The organism is Moorena sp. SIO3A2, from assembly GCF_010672265.1.
GTDB lineage: Bacteria > Cyanobacteriota > Cyanobacteriia > Cyanobacteriales > Coleofasciculaceae > Moorena > Moorena producens.
In genome coordinates this window covers 102,587-123,733 of record NZ_JAAHHC010000020.1, presented here as the reverse complement: position 1 = coordinate 123,733, position 21,147 = coordinate 102,587, and the positions used below count along the sequence as shown (strand labels likewise).

General features: G+C 43.3%; 16 protein-coding genes. 4 read left to right on the top strand and 12 right to left on the bottom strand.

The window, feature by feature from the left end:
- Positions 1-214: 214 nt before the first annotated feature.
- Positions 215-1,678 (bottom strand): sodium/glutamate symporter, encoded by a 1,464-nt coding sequence (locus F6K64_RS22035; protein WP_008189647.1) that lies wholly within the window; start codon positions 1,676-1,678, stop codon positions 215-217.
- A 64-nt stretch (positions 1,679-1,742) separates the two neighbouring features.
- Positions 1,743-1,916, bottom strand: coding sequence for a hypothetical protein (locus F6K64_RS22030; RefSeq protein WP_287266305.1), 174 nt, complete (start codon positions 1,914-1,916; stop codon positions 1,743-1,745).
- A gap of 30 nt (positions 1,917-1,946) precedes the next feature.
- Between F6K64_RS22030 and F6K64_RS22025 the strand changes: the two genes are divergently transcribed.
- From F6K64_RS22025 to F6K64_RS22015, 3 genes are all read left to right on the top strand, one after another.
- Complete coding sequence (locus tag F6K64_RS22025; protein WP_154659946.1) at positions 1,947-2,096, top strand: hypothetical protein; 150 nt, start codon at positions 1,947-1,949, stop codon at positions 2,094-2,096.
- Entirely contained in the window at positions 2,074-2,529 is a 456-nt protein-coding gene (locus F6K64_RS22020) for an NUDIX domain-containing protein (RefSeq protein WP_008189649.1), read from the top strand. Before F6K64_RS22025 ends, F6K64_RS22020 begins: the two co-directional genes overlap by 23 nt.
- Before the next feature lie 89 nt (positions 2,530-2,618).
- Entirely contained in the window at positions 2,619-3,287 is a 669-nt protein-coding gene (locus F6K64_RS22015; RefSeq protein ID WP_044495188.1) for a PEP-CTERM sorting domain-containing protein, read from the top strand.
- Positions 3,288-3,569: 282 nt separating this feature from the next.
- Here F6K64_RS22015 and F6K64_RS22010 read toward each other — a convergent pair whose 3' ends face one another.
- The 3 genes from F6K64_RS22010 to F6K64_RS22000 all read right to left on the bottom strand — a co-directional run bounded on the left by F6K64_RS22010 (position 3,570) and on the right by F6K64_RS22000 (position 6,869).
- On the bottom strand, positions 3,570-4,205 hold the full coding sequence (locus F6K64_RS22010) for a hypothetical protein (RefSeq protein WP_008189653.1): 636 nt from the start codon (positions 4,203-4,205) through the stop codon (positions 3,570-3,572).
- A 1,139-nt stretch (positions 4,206-5,344) separates the two neighbouring features.
- Complete coding sequence (locus F6K64_RS22005) at positions 5,345-5,614, bottom strand: hypothetical protein (RefSeq protein ID WP_008189656.1); 270 nt, start codon at positions 5,612-5,614, stop codon at positions 5,345-5,347.
- A gap of 43 nt (positions 5,615-5,657) precedes the next feature.
- The gene (locus F6K64_RS22000; protein WP_008189658.1) at positions 5,658-6,869 is read right to left on the bottom strand and encodes an RNA-guided endonuclease InsQ/TnpB family protein; all 1,212 of its coding nucleotides are present in this window, start codon (positions 6,867-6,869) and stop codon (positions 5,658-5,660) included.
- Between the two features lie 569 nt (positions 6,870-7,438).
- Between F6K64_RS22000 and F6K64_RS21995 the strand changes: the two genes are divergently transcribed.
- The gene (locus tag F6K64_RS21995; RefSeq protein WP_008189662.1) at positions 7,439-9,250 is read left to right on the top strand and encodes an IS1634 family transposase; all 1,812 of its coding nucleotides are present in this window, start codon (positions 7,439-7,441) and stop codon (positions 9,248-9,250) included.
- Positions 9,251-9,430: 180 nt separating this feature from the next.
- Here the strand turns inward: F6K64_RS21995 and F6K64_RS21990 are convergent, their stop codons facing one another.
- From F6K64_RS21990 to F6K64_RS21960, 7 genes are all read right to left on the bottom strand, one after another.
- A complete protein-coding gene (locus tag F6K64_RS21990; RefSeq protein WP_008189664.1) occupies positions 9,431-10,528 on the bottom strand; it encodes a glycoside hydrolase family 10-like protein in 1,098 nt (365 codons plus the stop codon).
- Between the two features lie 233 nt (positions 10,529-10,761).
- The gene (locus tag F6K64_RS21985; RefSeq protein WP_044495241.1) at positions 10,762-11,898 is read right to left on the bottom strand and encodes a citrate synthase; all 1,137 of its coding nucleotides are present in this window, start codon (positions 11,896-11,898) and stop codon (positions 10,762-10,764) included.
- A gap of 246 nt (positions 11,899-12,144) precedes the next feature.
- The gene (gene sixA / locus F6K64_RS21980) at positions 12,145-12,642 is read right to left on the bottom strand and encodes a phosphohistidine phosphatase SixA (RefSeq protein WP_008189668.1); all 498 of its coding nucleotides are present in this window, start codon (positions 12,640-12,642) and stop codon (positions 12,145-12,147) included.
- An 80-nt stretch (positions 12,643-12,722) separates the two neighbouring features.
- Positions 12,723-13,973, bottom strand: a complete 1,251-nt coding sequence (locus F6K64_RS21975; protein WP_008189671.1) for a DHH family phosphoesterase — start codon at positions 13,971-13,973, stop codon at positions 12,723-12,725.
- Between the two features lie 97 nt (positions 13,974-14,070).
- Positions 14,071-14,568, bottom strand: a complete 498-nt coding sequence (locus F6K64_RS21970; protein WP_008189673.1) for an HNH endonuclease — start codon at positions 14,566-14,568, stop codon at positions 14,071-14,073.
- Positions 14,569-14,744: 176 nt separating this feature from the next.
- Positions 14,745-16,295 (bottom strand): adenylate/guanylate cyclase domain-containing protein, encoded by a 1,551-nt coding sequence (locus F6K64_RS21965; protein WP_008189675.1) that lies wholly within the window; start codon positions 16,293-16,295, stop codon positions 14,745-14,747.
- A gap of 228 nt (positions 16,296-16,523) precedes the next feature.
- Entirely contained in the window at positions 16,524-20,855 is a 4,332-nt protein-coding gene (locus F6K64_RS21960; protein WP_008189677.1) for a PAS domain S-box protein, read from the bottom strand.
- Positions 20,856-21,147: the final 292 nt, after the last annotated feature.

Sequence of the window (21,147 nt, the reverse complement as noted above, 5' to 3'; positions counted from 1 at the left end):
AGATTAGCGATCGCACTCTTATACACACTTAACTCTTTTTGTCAATTTAGGGCGATCGCCTCTCTATGCACACTTGACTCTTTTTGTCAATTTTTATGTTAAGAAAGATGTTTATAAAGCATAGCTTAAAAAAGGGGGGAGCCATACTCAAAGTCCCCCTTTTTTAAGGGGGATAATGGGGGATCTCCGAGGCAAGAAAACACGCCCTAACCCTTCAAAGATTAGCTTGCCTAAATGTCTTTCTCATCCGCTTAAAGTTCCACAGACCAAAGATTAACCAGAAAGCTAGTAATCCTGTGGTTAGCAGTAACACTACCGATGGGCCAAATTGCACAATCAGTGCTGGTGCAGCAGCAGTAAACAAGCCACCACCTACTATCGGTTCAAAGAACAACTGTTTGTAGGCGAAACTCTCAAAAGCACCGGTATGGTTATCTGGGTCTACCATCTGGATCAACAAGATACCGGTTGCTGTCACTCCCATGGATTGTCCCATATCCCCGATGCCACGCTCAAACCAGTATCTGGGGAGTATACGGGGTGCCAGGAAAATAAATCCCCAGATGTTCCAGACGATGCCAGCGATCGCAAGAATTAAAAATGGCAAGAGGTTGTTTCCCAGCACTCTTAGGGAAATCGACGCTAATGCGGTCACAATTACCACATCTAGCGCTACGCCAGAGATACGCTCCTGCAAGGGTCGAATAATTAGTGACCCCAGTCCTAGACGCACGGTTACTACTTGGACAATCAAACCACCAATTAGTGCCATGGGAAAAAGAGGCACATACTGAATGACTTGAAAGCCACCGGCTCCCCAAGTAACTGACTCAATAAACTTGAGCACTGCCAGGATTAGCCAGCCGATTGCGATCGCAACTCCTACAAAAGCAAGGTTCAATGACAGGGGATCGATCAGTAAACCATCCATTAATCTCGCTCTGGTTAACCTGACTTCCGTAGGTTCTCGTTGAATTGTCTGTTGAATTGTATTTTGAATTTTATCCCGAAACTGTTGTAGCTCACTGCTGGGATCAGGGCTCCTGTGGATGTATCCCTTGCGCCTGCCCCAGCTTGCTAGCCAGGTACCTGCGATCACTCCTGAGAGAATACCGACTGTAGCCAAGCCTAGAGCCAAGTCACCACCGTCGTTAAAACCGAGTTTTCTAAAGGTATTGGTCATGCCAGCAGCGGTGCCGTGACCGCCTTCAAAGGCAACTTCGATTAATGCACCTGCGATGGGATCGACACCGAATATCGGACTCAAGACTAACAGAACTAGCAGCAGTCCAATCACATATTGTCCCCAGGCCAGGGTTTGACCGAATGCTACCTGAGGTGCCGCTTTGCGCCAAATTTTTATGGGACTGGGGATAGCTTCACCTAAAAATAAGGCGGCGAAGACAACATTGATAAAGACACCAGGAGACTGAGACCAAAATGTTGCCATGGCTTTCGGAAACAAACCCCCAGCTAGTAAGGAATCTGTACCTGATACGGTAGATGCGATCGCACCCAATACTCCTGGTCCGAGTAACAATGCTACTCCCCCAGCAATAACCGATTCTGGTAGATAAAGGGATTGAAACAGCGGAACTTTCTGTTTGAGAAACCTGCCGATCAGGAGTAAAATCCCGATCATGATCAAAGCAAATAAAGCATTGATGAGCGTAAACATAGCACCTTCCCCTCAGTGGGATAGTTACACCACCGAAGTCAACTGCCTCTGCTAACTAAAAATTTCAAATGTGACGGTAAAGCTTTGATGGTAAAGCTTTAACAGTAAAGCATCGTCGGCGAGTTGAGTCTATCGTGGTGAAGCTGAATAAAAAATTATTGTAACTCAGGCGAGAGATAAAATTCCGTCTAGTCTCTAGTTTTTGGGTCAGGGTAATCGGACATATCGCATTTCTCACAATATTACACAATATTAATTGTCAGAATTTATGATCGGAACTTCCCTACTCCCTACTCCCTACTCCCTACTCCCTACTCCCTACTCCCTACTCCCTATTCACTATTCCCTGTTTCCTTTGCTATATGATAAATACTCAAGCATATGTTATCTAACCCATGACTTCTACTCAATACCGTAATCCTGCTCCCACTGTTGATATCATTATTGAACTAATCGACCGACCCCATCGACCGATTATTTTGATTGAACGGGAGAATCCCCCCCTAGGCTGGGCAATTCCCGGTGGCTTTGTAGATTACGGCGAGTCGGTAGAAACAGCAGCGCTGCGGGAAGCTAAGGAAGAAATCAGCTTACAGGTTGAACTAATTGAGCAATTCCAGGTGTATTCTGACCCTAGTCGTGATGCCCGTAAACATACCATTAGTATTGTGTTTTTAGCTACAGCAACTGGTGAACCAAAAGCGGCTGATGATGCTAAAAATCTCGGCATTTTTCACCCTTGGGAAGTTCCATCTAATCTCTGCTTTGACCACAACAAGATTTTGCGGGATTATTGGAATTATCGCCATTATGGAATTAGACCTAGGCTATCTGCGGAAGTGATACAGTAAGTCATCAACTAGGGATACATTGAAGCAACCTGAATGCAAACATCAGCCTGTAATCCTGATAATTAAGAAAAGTTAAGGATTACACACTCATGAACATCAAGCCCTCTTTAATGGCAGCTGCTACTGTAACCATCGCTGCTTCTACATTGACCGCCATCTCTGCTGAAGCGGCTGCTCTTGACTTCGATATTTCTCCATTTACCGGTTCTCCAGCTACAGTCAACATTACTTTAGAGGAAGTTGGCAATGATGTTAAGTTTAACTTTGAAGTGACTGATACCTTGGCCGACATCACTGGGGTATTCTTCGATATTAACGACACTTTCAATTTGAACTCAAATGATTTGAGTGTTAGTGGCAATGATGTAACCGGGGGTTTGGTAACCAATACTAAGAATCTTGGCAATGGTGTCAATCTCAACGGTGGTGGTCCGAGCAACCCTGGCTCATTCGATTTTGGTTTAAAGATTGGCACCAATGGTATCGGAGGTGATGATATTCAAGCCACTAGCTTTACCCTATCTCACGCTACAGAAGCCTTAACTCTCAATATGTTTAAGGAGCAAAAGTTTGCAGTGCGTCTGCAAAGTGTAGGGTCTAATCGTGAAGGCAGTAGTAAACTAACAGGAATATCCCCTATAAAAGTTGTCTACCCCTCTGATAACAAACCAGTTGGTGTACCGGAACCCTCCACTGTACTGGGATTAGGCTTATTCGCTGTAGGTCTAGCTGGCACACGCCGCATTGTCAAAACCTAAGGAGTTGATATCAATCAAACCGATTTTGTCTTGGCTATTACCATTAGCTGAATGCTTAAACCAATAGGGAAATAATGAAATTGGATTGTGATTCCATCGTCATCACAAACAATGATTGGTCTTCATAAAGGATACTCATGGTTTTGATGCTTCAGTTTCTGTAATGGTAGAATTGGAGAGATTAACTAAATGCAGGGTGTATCTACTTTTACTTCAGACCGGTAAATAAGAATGACTAGGGCAAGCATCCCTGCTGATAATATCACATTAGGATATGACATTTCAGAGTTTACAGATAGCTTTAAGAACCTTTAGCAATTGAATAGAACTCTCAGATTCCATCAGGTTTAGTAATGGCATCAGCTGATAAGTTGGGGAAGTTTCCTGCTGCAGATAAACAAACTGATAACGTAATCCATTGGTCACTAGCCCCCATACGGATTTTTGATGCTCTAAACTTTTAGAGGCATAAGTCAGTAATTGTGGTAAACCTGCTGTTACGTCAGCTAGACTGTTTTTCGTTTCGATCACCAACACCCAAAAATAGTTATTAGCTGGTGTTGGTTGCTGGTTGTTTATTGCTAGAATATCAAGCCGCCCTGTAATTCGTGTCTCCTCGTCTTCACTATCAATTTCCGCAATCCCCTCTTCCACGGAAATTGTAATCGGGTAGTGATAGAAGCCAGCTAATCTTAGCAATGGAGCAATAACCACCAACTTTACCTGGCCTTCAGAGACTTTTCCTGATCTTAGATAGGGACGAAAATCATTCTTTATTTGCACCAGTTCCTGCTTTTCAACCTCTGTTAGCAGTTCTAAGGATAACAAGGGCATGAATGAGCCATCATAATCTTCTTCAAGATTCAAAAGACGATGAACATCCTCAAGAGATAAGTTACTAGGGTTTAAAGTTTTCATGAGACACTTAATTTTTATCCAATGCTAAAACAGTTTTGATATTACAAGTTTTCTGATTCCACATATATGCCCCTAATCCAACAGCTAGGTTATAACTACAGTAGTTGCTAGTGGTGCTTTAGGGGGGGCTTGCCTTCATTTTCCACCTCTTCGCACTTTGTTGGGAAAGCCTGCCCGAAAATTGTAATGGGTAAGATGCCCATTCCACGGCTGATGCCCATTCCACCCACCAGCCCAAACAGCTTTTAGGAGATGCACCCTTTAGCACCTCAAGTACCGTGCCCATAGCCCATAAGCTTAATGCTTACAGTCTTCGAGGTCAGAATTCAGTATTCCCAAGGGAGATCCGGTGACTTGCTGAAAAGCTGGGATTGATGATCGTGATTTTTTTTTGCATCATAGAAGTAACTCCTACTTGGTTGGGAGGAAAGCCGCGCTGGTCATGATTAACGGGCATACTCAGCGCGGTTCTTAGTCTCATTTTTTACCTTCTATAGTATAGATAAATCTTCGAGAAAATGCAAGGATTAATTAAAATATTAACATTTATTTACAAAAATGTTTTTAGCTATATTAATTGACTATTATTTAAACTCTTTTTTTGTACTATTATTGATTAATAATCATCATTTATATCCGGTAAAATTTTATAAAAAATCATTTGTATTGATAGCCATAAGGTTGTGTAATCTGCGGAACACTTTTTTGTTATATAGCGGTTTTTAATTAGGTGAGGTACATGTTTTTAGGGAGCTAAGGCCGTGGGCTCCGCTTTCGGCAAAGCCGAAAGCGAACGGAGCTGGAAGCAGTGAAGTCATAAGGTAAGCATATATGCTACGCCCACGCTACTTGAAGTGCCGTCAGCCGTCAGTAGTCAGTAGTCAGTAGTCAGTAGTCAGTAGTCAGCCGTCAGCCGTCAGCCGTCAGCCGTCAGCCGTCAGCCATTGGCTTTTGGCCACGCTACTGTTCGCGCAGCACCTCAAGTAGCGCAATCGGTGCTTAAAATAAACCTATGCAGGCCTATGGCCACGCTACGCGAACGGGATAATTTAATTCAGATTAAATTTTATTCAAAAGCTAATAGCTAATAGCTGATAGCTGATAGCTGATAGCTGATTGCTGATTGCTGATAGCTTACCTCAAAGCTGACCCATGCCAGCAGAAACTGATTCTTTCTCTAATGCTAAAACAGTTTTGATATCACAAGTTTTCTGATTCCAGATATATGCCCCTAAGCCAACAGCTACATTAGAAATACAGGCAGCGGCAAAGATACCATTAACCCCAAATAGCTGACTGCCTAGATAAGCCAATGGGATGTAAAGCACTACCATCCGAGTCACCATCATCACCACTGATGGTAAGGGTTTACCTAAGGCATTAAACGTCGAACTGGCAACTAGAATCACGCCTGTTCCGGCATAGCTAATCGGGACATTGACACTCCCCGGTCTAAAGACACGGGGATTCTTGCTTCAACGAGCCAACTTGCTCAACCAGACCGGAATCAGGAAGAGTAGAGGTCGATTCTCTGCAAGCGTTTTGGTTTAAAACCAGGGTTCCGATGTGCCCCACCGTACCCAAGGCTCGTTTAAGGATGTTGATCGCGGCATTGTGGTCACGGTCTAACTCGCACCCACATTTACAAACGTGAGTCCTAGTTGATAGCGACTTCTTGAGCACTTCACCACATTCAGAACAATTTTGGCTTGTGTAGGCAGGGTTTACTGCAACAGTTACTCTGCCGAATTTAGTCCCAAAATGCTCGATCCATTTTCTAAATTGATACCAACCAGCATCATTAATAGACTTGGCGAGGCAGTGGTTTTTGACCAGATTTTTTACCCTCAAATCTTCATAGGCGACCAGGTCGTTAGACCGGATTACGCAACGTGCCAGTCTCTTGGCATGTTCTTCACGCTGCCTACTTATTTTAAGGTGCGTCCTGCCTAGTCTATTAATGGCTTTTTTACGGTTGGCTGAGCCTTTCTTTTTTCGATAAACTCGGCGTTGATAAAACTTTAATCTCTTTTCCCCAGTCCTGTAAAAACGGGGATTAGGTTCAGTCTTACCTCTGGAGTCGGTATAGAACTCTTTTAAACCTACATCTAGACCAACAGTCGCATCAGCAGGTTTTAATTGTTCTTTTACATCGACTGAAACACAAAACTGGACATAGTAACCGTCTGCCCTTTTGACAATCCGAACTCGCTTGATTTGTTTCTTGTCAAATCCCCACAAGTCCCATGTACCTTTGAGTTTAAGCTTCCCAATTTCTTTCTTGTCAGTGAATGTAATTGATTTATTGTCAGGGGACAGCTTCCATCCTGACTGCTTATATTCGACTGACCTGCAATGCTTTTGAAACTTAGGGAAACCTTTCTTTCCAGATACTTTTTTCTTACAGTTCTCAAAAAAGCGAGCAATTGATGACCATGCCCTTTCAGCCGCAGCTTGTCTAGCGGTTGAGTTCAGTTCATTGGCAAACGGAAAGTTCTTAGCTAAGGTTTTGCAATACTTATTGAGGTCGTATTTGTTAAACCCTTTATTATCCATCCACAAACGGAGACAGCTATTCCGTACAAACTTCACAGTCCGGATGGCTTCGTCTATGGATTGATACTGTTTCTTTTTCCCGTATGCCTTGAACTCAAGTATGATCATCAGAACTCGACCTTTTCTGTTATATTATTATAATACGTTTAGCACAAATTTACAAGTCATGTTGCTATATTTTTTTTTTTTAGTGGGACAGGACTCCCTATAGCTAAAAAGCTAAAAGGCGCGTCAAGCCGCTATCAACTTTCATCTCCGCTCGCTTTGTGACGGAGTTTTCAGTTGTTAAAATCCTAATAACTGCAAACACTCCCCAAATCATCGGTATCGTTAGTCGGGTTAGCTGGGAGCTCACCTTCCCTTCAATCAGGTTTTGCTTCATGGTAGGGCATACCTTAATTAATCTTAATAAAATTTAACTAAATTTAATTGGTTTTGAGGATTTATCTAGAGAAAGGGCAAGAGGATAAAGAGGATAAATGAGTTAAAACAGGTAAATTAAGTAAATAGTTTCGGCTCATCTATAACTGAAGTTCCCCTGTACTTTTGTACTACTAGAGCACGGAAAGGCTATCCCCATAAGGGATAAGCTTTATTTAGCCTACTCTTTGTGTGCCCATGTAATTTTCCAATTTTCTTAAGATTCAAGGTTGGGTAACTTTGGCGATAATGTAGTCATGTATATAGAACGAGTTCCCAATCGAAACTCACCACCTGCTGTCCTTCTCAGGGAATCATACCGAGAAGGAAATAAAGTTCGTAAACGCACCCTAGCTAATCTGTCTAAATTACCTGATGATGTCATCGAAAATTTACGCATTGTACTCAAAGGAGGAGTGGCCGTTGAAAATTATGGGGAGGCTTTTCAGATAAAAAGAAGCTTACCTCATGGCCATATTTCCGGGGTTCTAGGCACTCTGAACAAATTAGGAGTTCCAGAACTAATAGATGGTAAAGCTTCAAAAAATCGGGCAGTTATCATCGCCATGATAGTTGCCCGAATAATTGACCCCTGTTCAAAATTGGCAACGGCTAGAGGATTAAATCAGGAAACTTGTGGTTCATCTTTGAGCCATCTACTCGGATTAGAATCAACAGATGAAGATGACTTATATGAAGCCCTAGATTGGCTGATAGCTAGACAAACAAGAATTGAAAATGAACTGGCGAAAAAGCATTTAAAAGAGGGTGCATTAGTTCTGTATGATGTCAGTTCCACCTATTTTGTTCGCGTAGCGTCGGCTTCGCCGAAGGGAAAAACCTGTCCTCTAGCAAGCTACGGTTATAGTCGAGACAAAAAAAGCGGTGCGACCCCGGTCGGGTTTCCCGACCTAGGGAACGCGCACCAAGAGAGAGGAAAACAACAAATAGTATTTGGCTTGCTGTGTAATCGAGAAGGATGTCCCATTGCTGTGGAAGTTTTTGAGGGAAATACATCCGACACTACCACAATGGCCTTACAAATCGAGAAAGTCCGTCATCGCTTTGGACTCTCCAGAATCATCTGGGTTGGAGATAGAGGCATGATTACTCAAACCCGTATCAACCAAGAGTTCTCGACAAGGGAGGATCTCGATTGGATTACAGCCTTAACTGCTGCTCAAATCAAACTCTTGGCTGAGCAAGAAGTGATTCAACTGGGACTGTTTGATGAACAAAATTTAGTGGAAGTGGAATCCGTAGATTATCCGGGGGAAAGATTAATCGCTTGTCGCAATCCAATAACTGCTGAGTCAAGGGCTCAAAAACGAGAAAAACTCTTACAGAAAACAGAAGAAGAATTAGAAAAAATTGTTCAAGCTACTCTCCGAGAAAAAAGGGCTTTAAAGGGTGCTGACCAAATTGGCCTTCGAGTCGGAAAGGTGATTAACAAATATCGAGTGGGGAAGTTCTTTGAACTGGAAATCACGAACAACAGCTTTTCCTACACCCGCAAGCCCCAAGGCTTAAAAGCCGCCGCTGCCTTGGATGGATTATATGTCATTCGTACTTCTGTAGACACCGAAGTTTTAGATGCTCCAGCTACAGTGAAAGCTTACAAAAGTCTGTCTCAAGTCGAACAGGCTTTTCGCTCTTATAAGACGATGGATTTAAAAGTCCGTCCGATTTATCACCATCTCGAAAGCCGAGTTAAATCTCACGTTTTTCTTTGTATGCTGGCTTATTATGTGGAATGGCATATGAAGCAGGCTTTAGCACCGATTCTTTTTGATGACGAGGAGGGCACCCCCATTGATTGGGATGGAGTTACTCCTGTTAAACGATCAAAAAAAGCTTTATCCAAGGCTCGTAAGAAGCGGACAGCCCAGAACTTACCCGTACACAGCTTTTCCACTTTGATGGCAGATTTAGGAACAATTACTCTCAACACAATTGCTTCTAAATTAGAGGGGGCTGATCTGACTTTTTTGAAAATTACTCAACCCACACCAGTCCAACAAAAGGCGTTAGATTTACTTGGTGTTTCCCTATTTGTACCCAGTAAATGACCGACAGAAAATCTGCTATTCCTTACCCAGCATAGGTTGCCCTTTTTGTCAAAGGGGGAACTTCAGTCTATAACGTTTCTGAACGCTATGAGGTACAGAAATTTTTTTTCCTTATTACCTATTCCCTATTCCCTATTCCCTGTTCCCAGATCCGCTGTTCCCTTTGCTATAGCTAACTGCTTAAACTAATAGTTCCAGAAACCTTATAAGGTTAAAAAAAAGCTTCTTTGTGCCCAAGTAAGTTTTAACAAACGCTTCTTTGTGCTCTGGTTTTACACCACGAAAGGGACTATAGGTAGATTCCCAACAAAAAAGAGAATAACCATAACCATAGTTTTCGGCTATTGCTATCTGCTTGTTGAGTTCATTGATGGGCTTAGGGCGATAGACTTCTCCACTGTAGATACCTACCGCTACCGGAACGTAATAACTAGCTTCTCGTAAACCAGAAGATTTTAGAGTATTGATTACTTCTTGGCTTGTCTGGCGATAAATTTGGACGATCACTTCATCAATCAAGCCTTGGCGTAACCAATACAACCAATTTTGAGAGTATTTTCTGTAGGAAAAACTTGGGGAGTTGGGAGAAAGAGATATAATTAAGTTAGGGTTAATTTTTTTAACCGCTTGGTAAATTTTACGGGTTAATTCTGTCATCACTCTGGCGTGATTTCCAAACTGAGTTGGAATGCCCCAATGATCGTCTAGTTGAATACCATAGAGATTGGGATAGTTCTTTGCAGCTTCAGTAAATAAATTAATGAAGTACTGTTGAACATCTGGGTGCTTTGGATTTAGCCACAGATGTTGATCGATAGCTTTTTCTCCTGTTGACGTCTTTAGGAGCCAATCGGGATGCTGCTTAGCAAATTTTGAATTCAGATGAAGCATCATGCCATGCTCATACCAAGCATAGATTTTCAATCCTTGACGTTCACCTTCTTTGATGGCGGCTTTTAGGGGGTCGGTGAATGGTAAGGTAATCCGGTTATTTTTGAGGGAATACTTACTAGGATAGGTAGTTCCACCATTATAAACATCAACGTAAATTCGATTAAAATTCAGACCAGATAACTGGTGAAATACATTGTCAGTTTGTCCTGTATAGGATAGAAAGTTGTTACCAATATGAGTTACCCAAATTCCTTGAATTTTATTGGTAGTTTTTGGGGTATGGCGAGGGGCAGGAATGATAATGTTAAAACCTACCAATACCACCACTCCTATTAATGTCCAAATTATAAATTTATTGAATTTTTTTATTAACGGAAATTTCATTAGTTAATTGGTAATTGGTAATTGGTAATTATTATTTTCGGGGATCATATGCGCGAAGCGCACGCTACTTGAGGTGCAATCAGCTTTTGAAGCAAGGAAAACTAGGTACGAAAACTTAGGCATTTGGCTGAGGGAGCCGAGTACATAAGTATTCGTGGAACTTTCCTCAAGAATCACCCACGCCAAAATCACCAATTACCAATAACTAATAACCAATAAGTAATGACTAACAACTAACGAGCTTCCATAGGAATATAGGGAGCATCGTGAGTGCCAGTGTAGACTTGAGTAGGTCTAAAAATTCGATTGACTGCTAGCTGTTCCTTCCAGTGAGCTAGCCAACCCGCAACTCGTGCGATCGCAAACACTGGTGTAAACAAGTCACTCGGAATACCCAGCTTCCGGTAAACTAAGCCAGAATAGAAATCCACATTGGGATAAATCCCCTTGTGGCTCAGTTTTTCTTCCACTGCTTTCTCCAACTCCAAAGCAATGTCGTAGTACTTGTCTGTGCCAGATTCCTTAAACAGTTGTTCCGCTAAGTTCTGAAGTATCGTTGCTCGCGGGTCTTTTACCTTATAGACTCGGTGACCACAACCCATAATTCGTTCTTTGCGCTGCAAGCGCTCCTCCAAGTAAGACTGGACATTGTCCACTGAGCCGATGGTTTCCAACATGGTAATCACTTCTTCATTCGCCCCTCCGTGTAACGGACCAGCTAGAGTTCCCACCGCTGATGCCACTACTGCATAAGGGTCAGTAAGAGTAGAAGCAGTCACCAGAGCCGAAAAAGTAGATGCATTGATAGTATGTTCGGCATGGAGGGTCAGGCAAACATCAAAGACATGAGCCTCTAGGGGAGTAGGCTCTTGCTCATTGAGCATATACAGAAAGTTAGCTGCATAGCTAAGATCATCCCGAGGGCGTACTGGATCGTCCCCTTTGCGCATCTGTTTAAATGCTGCTACCATGGTAGGAATCTTAGCCAACAGCCGAACCACGGCTTCCCTAATGTATTTTGGATTGTCTAGAGCCCGTTTGGAGTAAAACAGACCCAAAGCAGCAGCAGAGGCTTGTAGAGCATCCATGGGATGACCAGTTTCTGGAAAACATTTCATCATGTCCCGGATGCTATACTTGATCCGTCGGTGGAGGCGAACGTCCTCCTGGAATTCATAAAGTTCGTTCTTAGTAGGTAGCTCACCCCAAATCAGTAGATAGGCGGCTTCTAGGAAAGTACTGTTTGATGCGAGTTCTTCGATCCGAATGCCACGATACTCTAGTATTCCCTTCTGCCCATCAACGTAGCTGATACTGGATTGAGCTGCTGGAATGCCTTCTAAACCTGGCTGGTACTCGCAAGCTATCATGTTATTACCTACAGAATCTTCAGTCATCTCAGGGTAACTTACCAGAGATTAGTGCTTAAGTCTTCCGTGCTACAAAGATTATTACTTTTTAGTGTAATGACTATATTATAGCAATCTCCAACAATCTTGATGAATTTGTGCTTGATGAATTTGTGCTCAAAGAACCAATCGTGATATTCTTCCCCCTCTTACCTGTCTTGCCTGTCTTCCCCCTCTTCAGAAGTTTTACAACTCAAATCCCCATTGCTATAGTAACCATTTCGGTGAGGTCAGCAAGAATAGCTCACTGCGACCGAAGGGCTTGCCAGTATTAGGAAGCTTTAACCCAATTACTCCAGCTTTTTTTAGCACTAGTTTTTGATTGGATACTCCCCACACCAACATTTCCGCCCAATTAGCTAAATCCGGTTGATGGCCAACTAGAGCTAAACGTCTTTGAGCATTAGTCTTTCGCCACCTCTGCTGTAGCCAACTGAGCCATTGGTGAATGTCACCCTCAGGAGCGAGACTCTCTGACTCTTCAACCAATGAGCCTAAACCAACATCTTGGAGGATAGCAGCGGTTTCCTTAGCTCTGACCAATGGACTAGTCAATATTAGGTCAAAATGTAGCCCTCGTTTCTGGAGCTCTTTTGCTACTTTACTAGTTTTTTCATGGCCAATTTTGGTCAGTGGCCGCTCTCGATCGTTGTGGTAGGTGCCTCGCTCAGCAGCAATACCGTGGCGAATTAAGTAGAGTTCCATGGGCTGATGTTGAGATTCGCTTAAAATGCGATCGCGCTCACTGAAAACACTCCTGAGTTCATCAGTTGGTATTAGTTAGTCTAGATAACCGTATCCTCGGGATTAACTAACCGCAGTAGTTTTTGCTTGACTTGGGTATCAAACACCTCCCACTTGAGCTTGGCATACTCCGATTTGTCATTAAAACTACTCAAGAATCCCGTCGGAATTTCAAAGCCACCAGCCATCATGCGTCCACCACCAAAGAAACGCCCATGACTGTCTTGACCGAAAGCTTCTTTGATAAATTCATCAGGGTCGAGGGTTAACTTATTGGTTCTCAAGGAACCAATCACCACTTCTAATTCTTGGTCTTCATCGTAAACAATCCCGTAAACCACAGCAGTGTGAACATTTTCTTCAGTAACTAAAAAGTCAGCAGCTTGGGGAATAGCATCCCGGTCTTCATAGCGAAGATAGCCCACACCAGCCATAGAGAAGTTATCTTGGAGAATGCGATATTTAAGCGATCGCTCAATCACATCCATGACTCGGCGAGATCGGGATGTTTTGAGTATAGCGTTAAGCAGTTGACTGTCGTAGAAGCGACTGAGATATCCAGCTGCCAAGAAATCCTCTTCCTGAGCCTGCATCAGCATATTAGTATCAGAGCGCACACCATGCATCAAGGCTGTAGCACATTTGATGTGTTCACTAATGCTACTATCAAGCTGTAGTAACCCAGCCTGAAGGTAATGGGTTAATAGCGTCGCGGTTGCTCTTGCTTGAGGACGAAGGTCAATAAATTCTGCTTTCAACTCCCCTTGACTAGTGTGATGATCAAAGATTGCAATTAGAGGAATATTGGCCTCGGTAACAATCGGTAATAGCTGGGTGGTTGTACCCTGGTTATCAATCAGCACATAGCCCTGATACACCGATAAATCTTGATTTTTTGTGGTCTCGACACTCCAGCGTTTGGCTGGTAAACCAGTCAGCTTAACCAGGGCAATGTTTTCCTGGTGAGAGAGGGTACCAGCATAGACAATATCGCATTGGATATTATACTGCTGGGCAATCAGCTGGTAAGCCCAAGCGCTAGAGAGAGCATCTGGGTCAGGGAAATCTTGTAGGATGATCAGTTGCCGCTCATGTTGGTGACGCTCTAGAGTCTCCTGCAACTGTTGTACTTTTGAATGTACTTTTGAACCTGATGTAGCCGACTGCCGCCTTTTTGTTTGGGAATTTCCCACGAAGGGATTTAGATCTTGAGTAGATGACGGTTGCGCTTTAGCATCAACCTGTTCTGAATCTAAGCTAGATGCACCACTGTTAAGTAAATTGTTAGTCATTAGTTATTTAGTCATCAGTCATTAGCCATTAGTCATTAGTCATTAGCCATTGGTCAACCCCCTTTTGGCTTGATTAGTCGTGGCATGAGTTAGCAGACTAGGCACCAATCACATACTTCCGCCATTCCTGATGCCGTCCAGTTTTTAAGTGTTTAGCAATTTCAAAGTGGAGACTACTATAAGGTCTCCGGGGTTGGGTTTGCAACATCATGTTGGCTTCTTTGGGGGTGCGATTCCCTTTTTTGACGTTGCAGCGCACGCAAGCTGTAACAATATTTTCCCAGGACTCACCTCCATGGCGAGAACGAGGAATCACATGATCTAAGGTTAAGTCATCACCACTGTAGCCGCAGTATTGACAAGAGTGACCATCACGGTGCAGGATGTTACGACGGGTAAGGGGAATCTCTTTGTAGGGTACCCGTACGTAATGGCGCAGTCTAATCACTGTAGGCAGTGGAAAATCTGCGTAAACGTATTTGCCGTTATGTTCGATACGCTCTGCCTTACCCTTGATCAACAAGACAACTGCCCGTCGCCAGTTGGTGATGTTGAGCGGCTCATAGGAGGCGTTTAACACCAGAACCTTACCCATTGGTGATCTCAGCTAGGAGGATTTTCCCAGATAGTAGCACAGGTTGCTCAATCTGGGTCGTTTTTCCATGGGTTAGTTTAATTTACCTTGTTGCTGAACTGCTGAACTAAAGGCTGAACTAAAGAAATCCGTCAAGGGTTCAGTCAAATATAGTTAGGTCAGTTACCCATTACCCATTACCCATTACCCATTGCTTTAGGACCTGTGAGCAGATAAGTAGTCATTTTCCCTTTTCCTTTGACTTCAAACGGTTCCCGTTTATCAAACCGGTACTTATCTTTTAATTTCTCATAGGTCCTAACTGTAACCTGAATGCTACCTGGTATACCCTGAGATTCCATACGGCTAGCCATATTTACGGTATCACCCCACAAATCATAGCTAAATTTTTTGATTCCAATTACCCCAGCCACCACTGGTCCACTGTTGATGCCAATCCTGAGACGGAAATTTTGATTCGTTTGAGCATTGTACTGCGCAATTAATTTTTGCATATCCAATGCCATTTTAGCGATCGCGTCCGCATGATAATTGCAGGGTTTTGGCAGACCGGCAACAGCCATATAAGCATCACCAATCGTCTTGATTTTTTCGACACCATGCTCCTCAGCTAGTTGGTCAAACTCTGAGAAAATTACATTGAGAATTTCGACCAGTTCGGTGGGAGAGGTTTGGGTTGAGAGTTTGGTAAAGTCAACTAAATCAGCAAACAAAACGGTGACATCTTCAAAACTTTCTGCCAGGGTACGTTCTCCTTTTTTTAACTGTTCTGCGACCGGTTGGGGCAAGATATTAAGCAGCAAAAGCTCAGCTTGGGTTCGGGCACGACGAAGTTCATCTTCAGCTTTTTTACGCTCTGTAATGTCGCTAACTGTGCCTTCGTAGTAGAGTAAATCACCAAAATTGTCTCTGACTGCTCGTATATTTTCCGAAATCCAAATTACCATACCATCTTTCCGATAGACTTCGGACTCAACGTCTGATAACGTTTCTTCTTTGTGGATTAGGGCTAATATATCGTCACGACGCATCGGTGCGAGGTAGAGTTGTTTCCCAATATCCGTGACTTGATTAATCAGTTGTTCTGGCGACTGATAGCCCAAAATACTTGCGAGTGCTGGATTAGCGGTGATAAATTGTCCTTCTGGTGTAACTTGACAAATGCCTTCATTGGCATTTTCAAAGATACTGCGATATTTATGCTCAGCTTCTTGTTTCTGCTTGATTTCCTGTTGCAGCTGAAAATTTTGTTCTTGTAGTTGCTTTTGTAAACGCCCGAGTTTCAAGTGAGTGTTGACTCTCGCTCTTACTTCTTCCTGCTGCACTGGTTTGGTGAGATAATCTACTGCACCGAGTTTGAAACCTTTAACTTTGTCGAGAGTATCAGTACGAGCCGTCAGAAAAATAACTGGGATGTCTCTAGTTGACTCTTGAGCTTTCAAGCGACGGCAAGTTTCAAACCCATCAATTCCGGGCATCATAATATCCAGTAAGATTAGATCCGGTTGAGTATAGTTGACTTTCTGGAGGGCACTATAGCCATCTTGAGCGACTAAGACTTTGAAGCCAGAATTGCTCAACAACTCAAACATCACCCCTAAATTAGTCGGACTATCATCAACAATCACAATTACACCTTTATAGCCAATTTTATTATAGCTCTCGGTTAGGGTTATTTGGCTGGAATAGGAATGATTATTAGCTTGAGTTACTGAGTAAATATTCATAATTACATGAACTTATTATTGGTTTTTTTTTCGCTAAGCAATGGCTAATTAATAAGAGCCCAAATAATCTGATATCATCTCACAAAAAATAAATAAGCCCTTAAAACTATAAACCTTAAAACTATAACCTTTAAAACTATAATAACTTATTCATGGCTTAAATCATCATTTAAATGGCTAGTTATTTTAAAGATATATAATTTATTTTTTAATAACTTTATATTTTTTTTAATCCTTTGATTGACCATGAGCTTCGCGGTCTTTTTTATCCATGTAATTCCTAACAAATTCCAGTATTTGTCTTTCTTGAAAGCCTTTTGATAATTGACGCAAGTTTTGAGCAAAGGGGATGAATTTATCATCCAACTGTTCAATCAAATTAGCTTCCTCTTGGATCCCTCTAATATCACCGATGATGGCGAGTTCATACAGAACGGAGATTTTCTCTGGCGATGGAGCTACAGGCATAACGTCTTCAGCTTTCTCTTCCTTAGTGGATTCTACAATTCCTTGTCCTCCTTGTTGTTCCTGGGAAACGTCTGGTAAATCTAAATCTAGCCAAAAAATACTACCTTGACCGACAGTGCTTTTCACCTTTAATTCACTACCCATTAATTCCGCTAAACGTTTACTAATCGATAGTCCTAAGCCTGTACCATTAACCTGACGGTCAGTGTTACCCACTTGATGGAATGGCAAAAATATTTCTGCTAGTTGTTTTGGTGGGATACCAATGCCAGTGTCTGCTATGACAAAGCGCATTTTTTGAGTACCTTGCTTTTCGGTTAAAGACCGATCAACGTTCAACTCTGAACACCCCAAATAACCAACTTTAAAGGTTACCCCGCCAGTATCTGTAAATTTGACAGCATTTCCCAAAAGGTTCATCAGAACTTGTCGCAGTCTTATTTCATCACCCTTGACAAATTCAGGCAGGGGCGAAAGGAATTCGTAACGGAATGAAAGGTTTTTTTGTTTAGCACTGATCACCACAATTTCCACAATACCTTCCAGAAACTTGGGAAACTGAAAATCTCTGACATCCAGTTCCATTTTTATGGCTTCGATTTTTGATAGATCCAGGATGTCATTGAGTAGGGTTAACAGATGCTGACCACTTTGCTGAATAATACTGAGCTGCTCTTTTTGCGTAGCGCTCAGATTAGGTTCCTCTTGGAGGATTTGGGCATAACCTAAAATGCCGTTAAGGGGGGTACGTAATTCATGGCTCATGTTGGCTACAAATTCACTCTTAGCCCGATTGGCTACTTCCGCGTCAACTTTAGCCTGCTTCAACGCCTGTTCTGCCTGTTTGCGATCGCTAATGTCTCGAAAAATTCCCTGCACAACTGTCTTGCCTTGCAGCTCTAAAGTAGTGGCACTAACTTCTACAGGCACCGTTGTACCAACTTGATGCAGTAATTCCAGTTCTTCTTGAAATACACCCCCTGCCTCCACATGTTGCTGGAAACTTTGGGAGTAGGCTTTGAATCGTTCTCGTGGAATAATCTGACTCTGATGCAAGCCAATAATTTCAGCTCTCCGACGGCCCAGCATCTGTTCCGCCATCTGATTGGCTTCCAGGATGATTCCGGTTTCCGCATCTGCCATCAGAATGGCATCACCAGCTGACTCAACTAACTTGCGATACTTCTGTTCCGCCTGCCGTAGTTTTGCCTCTGATAGCTTGCGTTCAGTGATATCTCGGTTGCAGAATATTCTACCATAGTAATCCCCACCACTCGTGAGCACTGGTGCTGAATAAAAGTCAAAAATACGCCCATCCTTGATTAAAAGTTCATCGTAGTTCGTTGTTTTGGGATGAGCTTGGAGATAGTCCACCTGAGCTAGAAATTCTTCGGGATGCTTCAGTTGAGAACTCACCTGCTTGAGCAATTCTTGAATATCATTGGTTTCAAACAATTGTTCTGGAGTCTGCCACAAGTCAGAGAAACGGTGGTTGTAGGAAACCACCCGAAAATTTTCATCAACCACTAAAATTCCATCAATGGCAGCTTCTTGTTGCGCTTTGAGCATGGCATTTGTACGGAGCACATCCTCCTGTGCCACAGAGCGCTCAATGGCAATTCTAGCTAGTTGGGTGGCTTTATCCGCCAGTTCTTGCTCTTCGGGGTTTGGGGTATGAGGTTCAGTGTAATAGGTTGAGAAGGTGCCTAGCACCGTCCCTTGAGTGGACAAAATGGGGATAGACCAACACGCTCTGAGATTGTGGGAGAGTGCCAAATCCCTGATACTTCCACACAGGGGATGAGTGGCAATATCCTTAACCATGACCGATTCTCGCCAATAGGCGGCAGTGCCACAGCAACCCATATATGGAGCAATAACCATACCATCAATCGCCTGAATGTAGGATTCTGGAAGGCTGGGAGCGGCAGTATGACGCAGATTAACCCCATTTTTGTCCACCAGCAAGAAAGCACACCTAATCTTGGGCAATTGCTCCTCAATCAACCGAGCTAGTCGGTCTAGTACATCTGGCAGCTTCTCCCACTGGGTAATCATTTCCAGGATACGATTTTGTCCAGCTAACAAGGCTTTAACTCTCTGGCTATCAGTAATGTCAGTAAAGGTGCCAACTAGACGAACCACTTCACCGTTATCATCTGTGATCACCAGACCAGTGGAGAGAATCCAGGAAATTGAGCCATCTGTGCGCAGCAGACGAAACTTTTGTTTCCACTTCTTGATGCAGTCGCTCATGGGGGAAACCCCCAAGACCGCGCTGCATCGCTGAGAACTTCGTCCAGTACATAGGTTATCTAGGATGGCTTTCACCTGATCTTGATCCTCAAGATGAATCAGTGCCAGTAATTCATTAATGGTCGGTCCATCTTGATCCAATGGGTAGCCAATCAGGCTGAGAAATTGGGGTGAGTAGTAATGATCATAGGTCTTCAGGTTGATTTCAAAGAGTCCGTTGGTGTTGGCTTGAATAGCCAGAGCAAACCGTTCCTCACTCTCCCTAAGCGCATCCTCAATGCGCTTGTGTTCAAGAACCTCCGCGATTAATTGTCGATTGAGCTGCCTCAGGGTAGCTGTTCGCTCTTGAAATTGATATTCCAGCCGTTCATTTTGGTAAAGGAGTGCGTCTTGAGCGTGCTTGCGCTCTGTGATCTCCTCAACTGTAGCTTCGTAGTAGAGTAGAAAGTTACTACTATCGCGGATAGCCCGCACGTTTTTGGAAATCCAGATTATACTACCATCTTTTTGATAAATCTGTGCTTCAAACCCTGAAACAACACCATCTTCCTGTAGCTGTAGAAGCAAATCTGCCCGGCGTTGAGGGTCAACGTAAAGTTGGTGGGCAATATCGGTGACACTTGCTACTAGTTCTTCCGGTGATTGATAGCCATATATTCTCGCTAGTGCCGGGTTAGCACTGATATAGCTTCCGTCAGGTGTGGTCTGACAAATGCCCTCGACAGCATTCTCGAATATGCTGCGGTATTTGGCAACGCTTAAGAGTAACAACTCTGCCGCCGAGTTTCGTTCTGATGTAATCGCTGCCAAGAATAAAGCGATTGTCGCCATCAGTATCATGAAAACCTGTAGCAGGGGAACTGCTTCACTCAAGTCCCCGGTGCTGGCAAGAAACGGTCCGGTACCCAGACTGGTTCCTACAATGGCAATACTCGATACCATCAAGCAGCCTAGGGTGGTGAGGCGTTGACCAAATTGGAGGGTAGCCCAAATCAGCCAGGGAAATGTCAAGCAGGCGAGGGGATAGGTTGCCATTTCTGGCGCAATGTCCGACCCAAACACTGCCCAACTCACTGTCAACAGTGAAATCAGCCAGATAGCTGCCAAAATAATTTGCTTGATCTTTATGCTTGCTTGAGGGGTTAACGGTTGTTGGTTAGACAGTTGGAGGTTAGTTTGGGTTGACTGTTCAACCTTCTCAACCTTGGCCAATTGGCCACGCTTTCGGCAAAGCCGACGCTGCGCGAACGCGAACAACCTGCCAACCTTCAACTCCTTCACTAGGTAGCACCAAACTAAAAACACTGGTACTACGACTAAAACCACCATTAAGTCCCCTAACCACCATTTCCACCACATCCCCCCGAAATTCCTACCATCAAATTCACCACTCAGGTGTAAGTGAGTTAGACTGACAGTCGGAGCGATGAGTGTGGCAACCATCGACACCCCTAGGAAACCCAATACATCTCGTCGCCGTTCTAGGGAAGGACGAAGCTGCCACAACAGTGCCAATCCGATCGAGAGCAATACTGACAAGATATAGCCGAGAGCAGTGATTACAGAAACTGGCCAGAACCTCTGAGCCGACACAGTCCAGAAAAATTGTCCCCAAGAAACCGATGGCAAAACTCCTTGTTGTTCGGTTAACCACCAAAGATGCTCCCTTAGTAGTAATACGGTTGCTTGGGTAACTCCTGCGGGAGACCAAACTGGTGGTACTAATGTATTTCCTCCAATCAATCCATGGACTAAGTTTGCCAGCCCAAGGTAAACCAAAGTCAGTAAACCTAAATTGGTTAAGTGTTGCCAGAATCCTTTTGGGATGAAAATCATTTTGGGAATACGCCCAAAGATGGAGTTAGGCGAAACTAATCTTTACGCACATTGACATAATTTTCAATCCCTAAACCGGTAAATTCCGCAACTTTACAAACTCTTTTATTTTCTAGTTAGATTTTTTTCAGTCTCTTTAAATTAAAGGTTTTTTTGACCTAGAGATTTAGTTAAAGTGAAAAGTGAAAGGTTATGGGTGAAGGCTACCGACTTAAGCTGGCATATAGCGAAGGAGACTGGTAATTGTTCATTGTTGTTCATTGTTGATGGTTTTCCCTTGTCTCCCTTCCCT

Bases quoted from the DNA above. Each gene is read 5' to 3' on its own strand.
- F6K64_RS22035 (WP_008189647.1), bottom strand. From the start codon at position 1,678: ATGTTTACGCTCATCAATGCTTTATTTGCTTTGATCATGATCGGGATT.
- F6K64_RS22025 (WP_154659946.1), top strand. From the start codon at position 1,947: ATGATCGGAACTTCCCTACTCCCTACTCCCTACTCCCTACTCCCTACT.
- F6K64_RS22020 (WP_008189649.1), top strand. From the start codon at position 2,074: ATGACTTCTACTCAATACCGTAATCCTGCTCCCACTGTTGATATCATT.
- F6K64_RS22015 (WP_044495188.1), top strand. From the start codon at position 2,619: ATGAACATCAAGCCCTCTTTAATGGCAGCTGCTACTGTAACCATCGCT.
- F6K64_RS22010 (WP_008189653.1), bottom strand. From the start codon at position 4,205: ATGAAAACTTTAAACCCTAGTAACTTATCTCTTGAGGATGTTCATCGT.
- F6K64_RS22000 (WP_008189658.1), bottom strand. From the start codon at position 6,869: ATGATCATACTTGAGTTCAAGGCATACGGGAAAAAGAAACAGTATCAA.
- F6K64_RS21995 (WP_008189662.1), top strand. From the start codon at position 7,439: ATGTATATAGAACGAGTTCCCAATCGAAACTCACCACCTGCTGTCCTT.
- F6K64_RS21990 (WP_008189664.1), bottom strand. From the start codon at position 10,528: ATGAAATTTCCGTTAATAAAAAAATTCAATAAATTTATAATTTGGACA.
- F6K64_RS21985 (WP_044495241.1), bottom strand. From the start codon at position 11,898: ATGATAGCTTGCGAGTACCAGCCAGGTTTAGAAGGCATTCCAGCAGCT.
- sixA (WP_008189668.1), bottom strand. From the start codon at position 12,642: ATGGAACTCTACTTAATTCGCCACGGTATTGCTGCTGAGCGAGGCACC.
- F6K64_RS21975 (WP_008189671.1), bottom strand. From the start codon at position 13,973: ATGACTAACAATTTACTTAACAGTGGTGCATCTAGCTTAGATTCAGAA.
- F6K64_RS21970 (WP_008189673.1), bottom strand. From the start codon at position 14,568: ATGGGTAAGGTTCTGGTGTTAAACGCCTCCTATGAGCCGCTCAACATC.
- F6K64_RS21965 (WP_008189675.1), bottom strand. From the start codon at position 16,295: ATGAATATTTACTCAGTAACTCAAGCTAATAATCATTCCTATTCCAGC.
- F6K64_RS21960 (WP_008189677.1), bottom strand. From the start codon at position 20,855: ATGATTTTCATCCCAAAAGGATTCTGGCAACACTTAACCAATTTAGGT.